The organism is Acinetobacter sp. V2, assembly GCF_001188385.1.
Lineage (GTDB): Bacteria > Pseudomonadota > Gammaproteobacteria > Pseudomonadales > Moraxellaceae > Acinetobacter > Acinetobacter oleivorans.
This window is the reverse complement of the sequence record NZ_JZFB01000001.1, coordinates 1,593,895-1,598,038: the sequence shown is the minus strand read 5'-3', so window position 1 is coordinate 1,598,038 and position 4,144 is coordinate 1,593,895. Positions and strand designations below refer to the sequence as shown.

Sequence of the window (4,144 nt, the reverse complement as noted above, 5' to 3'; positions counted from 1 at the left end):
CCCAGGGCAATCAACCTTTGATGTGAATGCTGATCCACAAAAACCATCACATGTTCGTTTATATAATCTTTCTTTATCTGGCAAAGAAGTTCAATGGGTTGTCGGATGGGCAGGCAAAACTAAAGGTAGTGTTAAAAATATTGTACCTACCGTTGATGCAAGTACTGGTGAAGTAACATTACCGACTGGTCGAAGCTGGAATAAGTTTAAAGGCTATGTCGATACATTCCCTATGGATGTTGATGCTAATACTGTTGTTAAAAGTACCGTTACCGTTCAACGGAATACGTCAGTTGAATGGATTCCTGAAACAGTTACCCCTTAACAAATAGCCCCGAAATGGGGCTTATTTATTGGATTAAAAAATGAATAAATTAAGTATTGAAGATATTTTATCTGGCGCTTTGGTTGGTGAACCTGAACTAATTGAAGTTGATATTGTTGTAAATGGTGAACCTCGTACATTTGAAACCCATATCAAAATTATGGATTATGAAACAGCAAAAGCTCAAATGAATGCTAATAATGAAGGACGCGAGGGTTTAGCTTGTATTTTAGCAGATTGTATTGTTACCGAGAACGGTGAGCCAATTTTCACAGAAGAACAAATACGTAAGAACTTCAATAAACATTTGATTCAAGCTATCTGGGATAAAATCATTGAAAAGAATTACTTGGGAAAGTCGAGTACACCGAAGACGAGTTTGCCGAACTCGAAATCTGGGCGGAACTTGTCCAAAACGGCATCGCGGGCGAAACGATCGCCAAAGCAAAAAAGAACCTTAGTTACCGAGAATTCATCTTCTGGCAACAATATAGAAAAAGACGCGGAAGCCTTAACTTAGGGTTGCGATTTGAGCAGATATTGGGTGAGTTGAAATACATGTTTGCAAAAGCCAATGATTTTGAAGTTGAAGATATCTATGACTTCTTACCGCATTTTGATGCGCCTGATATCAGCTTTGAAGAGGCTATGCAAAATTATCAATCCTAATTTTGAAAAGTCACTGCAAAGTGGCTTTTTCTTATCCTGTTAGTTATTCTCATTGATTTCTTAATTAGAATTTAGTGATGAAAAAATAATGGAAAAACTTTTTATAATATTAATGTTGGTTATTCCAACTTTTGTCTATGCTCAAGATAGAACTGTTGATGAAAGATGTCACGGCTATGCTGATCAAATTAATAAATTGCTTGTTAATAGATATGAGCATGAGACTCAAAAGGAACAATTGGAACTAATCAATGAGATTGATGATAAGGAATATAGGGATAACTTAAGTAAAATGCTTAAGTATGTTTATACCTTGCCTTTATATAACAATGAGAAGGATGTAAAGATTCAATTTTTAAATCAATATATTGCGTCCTATAGAATGTGTGTCCAGTTATATGTTGATAGGTAAATTATTTAAGAAATGACCCCGCTAAGCGGGGTTTTTTAATGTCTGGAGAAAACTATGGCATCTGCTTCACTTGGGCGTTTAACGCTAGATTTAGTTGCTCAAATTGGTCAGTTTGTAGGTCCAATGACTCAAGCGGAACGGAAAGCCAAAGAATCTACAGCCAAAATGGGTAAAGCTTTCTCCGATTTTAAAGAGCAAATGAATGCTTCATTGGGTGGTACTCAGATTGGCTCAGCTATAGAAGGTATTACAGGAAAATTGGGGGTTTTGCGAGGTGGTGTTCTAACCGCAACAGCATCATTAGCTGGTATGGCTGTAGGAGGGATTGTTGTTGCTGGTGGGGCATTGAGTCAGATGTCACTTGATTTGGCAAAAGCAGATGCAGAGCTGAACCGTTTATCAAGAAGAGCTGTAACATCTGCTGAAAACTTTCAAATTGTTGCTGGTGCAGCAAGTGCATTTGGAGTTGAGCAAGATAAGTTAAGTGATATTTTGGCTGATACGTCTGAGAAATTGGGCGAGTACACTTCTACAAAAGGTGGCGGTGCAAAAGACTTTTTTGAAATGTTGGCCAACAACTCAAAAATGACAGCAAAAGAAATTGATGATTTTGCTAAAAAGCTTTCAACTATGGATACGGTTGATGCTTTAGGCCAAATGACTACCAAATTAAATGATATGGGCGCTACTGCCGCCGAGAAACGCTTTGTTCTGGAGTCTTTAGCTAGTGATTTGGGTGATTTGGCTCCATTATTCGCAAATAACTCTGCATTAATCAAAGAGTATGGTGATCAACTGCAAGAGGCTGGAGTAGTCCGAACTCAAGAAAGTATTGATAAATCATTATTACTTAATGCACAAACACAAGCATTAGGTACACAGTTTCAAGGCTTTAAAAATCAGTTAGCTAGTCAAATGACTCCAGTGTTGAGCAATTTAATTCAATACTTTGTGGATGGCGCTGTTAAAAGTGGAAGTTTTGGAACAGTTTTAAGTTCTGTTGGTACTATTGCGAAAATCGTCGGTGTTGCAATTGTTGGGGTAGCTAGTGCTGTTTCGGTGGTTATCCAATCAATTAGTGGTTTTGCTAATTTAATTAATCATATTGGCGTAGTCGCTGCTAGGTTAGATGCTGCAACAACAATAAGTGATCAGATTAATGTCTTAAAAACAGGATTTAGTGAAGGCAAAGATATCTGGAATGACACAGCGGCTGGGATCGATAAAACTATCAAAAGCGCAATGGCTTTTGTAAGTAATGTTCAGACTAGCACAATGCCAACTTTAACTGGACTGTCAGCAGCTCAATTAAAAGTTAACGAGGCGAACCTAGCAAATTCAAAAAGTACCATTACCGACACTGAAACAGCTAAGGAAAATGCCAAGGCTAAAGAAGAACAAGCAAAGGCAGCAGCTAAAGCAGCCAAAGCTCAGCAAGACCTTAATAAGATGGTTGGTGCTTCAGCACTTAACGGTTTACGTATTAAAGGTGCTGAATCAATTGCTGGTGGTCAAGTAAGAGCATATACAGCTAATTTTGCCCAGCTTGTTCAATCTGCATTGGGTAAAGATTTAAATAGATTTACAGCTTTTAATGATACCTATCACAAAGGTACTAATAGCAAACATGCAACGGGAAATGCTTTTGATTTTACAATTGATGATGTCAAAAAATCTGATGAAGCAGTTACCCAACTTGAGCAAATGGCAAAACGTTATGGTTTTATTGTCAAGGTCCTTGATGAATATCGTAATCCTTCAAGTCGTGCAACTGGTGGACATATTCATGTTTCAGTTTTGGGTTATAAAGGTTCAGCTGATGCATTAAAAGATGCAAAAGCTGAACTTGATATTGTCGAAAAGGCAAATAATGACGCATTAAGGATTCATGATGAACGTGAAAAGAAACAACTAGCAATAGTTTCTAAATATTCAAATGTTGAACAAAAAATGGCATTGGATAATGAGGAGTCTATTAAAGAGATTAAAATTGCTTATGCTGGTGATGATGAGTCAATTCAGAAGTACTTAAAAATTCAAGAGGAGGCTTATAAAAAGGATGTTTCAGCTTATCGACAAGCTCAACAGGAGAAATTTGATAGTTATAAGAATGACCTTCTTGACAAAATGGCTGATGCGGAAGATGCAATAGCATTGTCTGGTATTGCCAATAAATTTGGCAAAAACTCTTATGAATATCAAATGGCTGGTTTGACAACTTCTGTAAGACAGGAAAAGTCATATGAATTAGATGATTACACTAATGATGTAAATCAAATTAATAAAGATTATGACTCACCTGAAATGGCTACTCAGCGATATGAGTTACTTGAGCAAGCTAAGGCTGCGCATTTAGCAAAGATGAAGGCTTTGGATATTGAGTATCAAGACAGTTCAAAGCAATTAATACAAGACCAGCATGAGTCTCAATTAAATTTATATGGCTCTCTTTTATCTCAAGCTTCAACGGTTTGGGGCAGCATGACTCAAATGGTTAAAGAGGCTAAAGGAGAAAACTCTAAAACATATAAAGCAATGTTTTTAGCTCAGCAGGGTATCGCTATTGCTCAACAGATAATTAATACGGAACTTGCTGCAATGCAACCTATTGCGCAAATGGGTATTTATGGTATTCCAGCTTCAACTTTAATTCGTGGTTTGGGTTACGCTTCGATCGCTGTAATTGGTGCGCAAACAATAGCAGGTTTTGCTGATGGAGGTTTTACTGGTTACGGTGG

General features: G+C 37.3%; 4 protein-coding genes. All 4 read left to right on the top strand.

Annotated features, from left to right (window positions below; translation table 11 throughout):
* Positions 1-325 (top strand): phage tail tube protein (locus UC75_RS20610; RefSeq protein WP_322842886.1); only part of this gene is annotated, 325 nt, incomplete at its 5' end.
* Between the two features lie 40 nt (positions 326-365).
* The gene (locus tag UC75_RS07300; RefSeq protein ID WP_049837174.1) at positions 366-845 is read left to right on the top strand and encodes a phage tail assembly chaperone family protein, TAC; all 480 of its coding nucleotides are present in this window, start codon (positions 366-368) and stop codon (positions 843-845) included.
* A 237-nt stretch (positions 846-1,082) separates the two neighbouring features.
* Positions 1,083-1,406 carry a hypothetical protein gene (locus UC75_RS07295; RefSeq protein WP_049837173.1) on the top strand — a complete coding sequence of 108 codons (324 nt, stop codon included), beginning with the start codon at positions 1,083-1,085 and terminating at the stop codon, positions 1,404-1,406.
* Between the two features lie 54 nt (positions 1,407-1,460).
* Positions 1,461-4,144 (top strand): hypothetical protein (locus tag UC75_RS07290; RefSeq protein ID WP_228137153.1); only part of this gene is annotated, 2,684 nt, incomplete at its 3' end.

Coding starts and splice junctions, on each gene's coding strand:
- UC75_RS07300 (WP_049837174.1), top strand. CDS start 366: ATGAATAAATTAAGTATTGAAGATATTTTATCTGGCGCTTTGGTTGGT.
- UC75_RS07295 (WP_049837173.1), top strand. CDS start 1,083: ATGGAAAAACTTTTTATAATATTAATGTTGGTTATTCCAACTTTTGTC.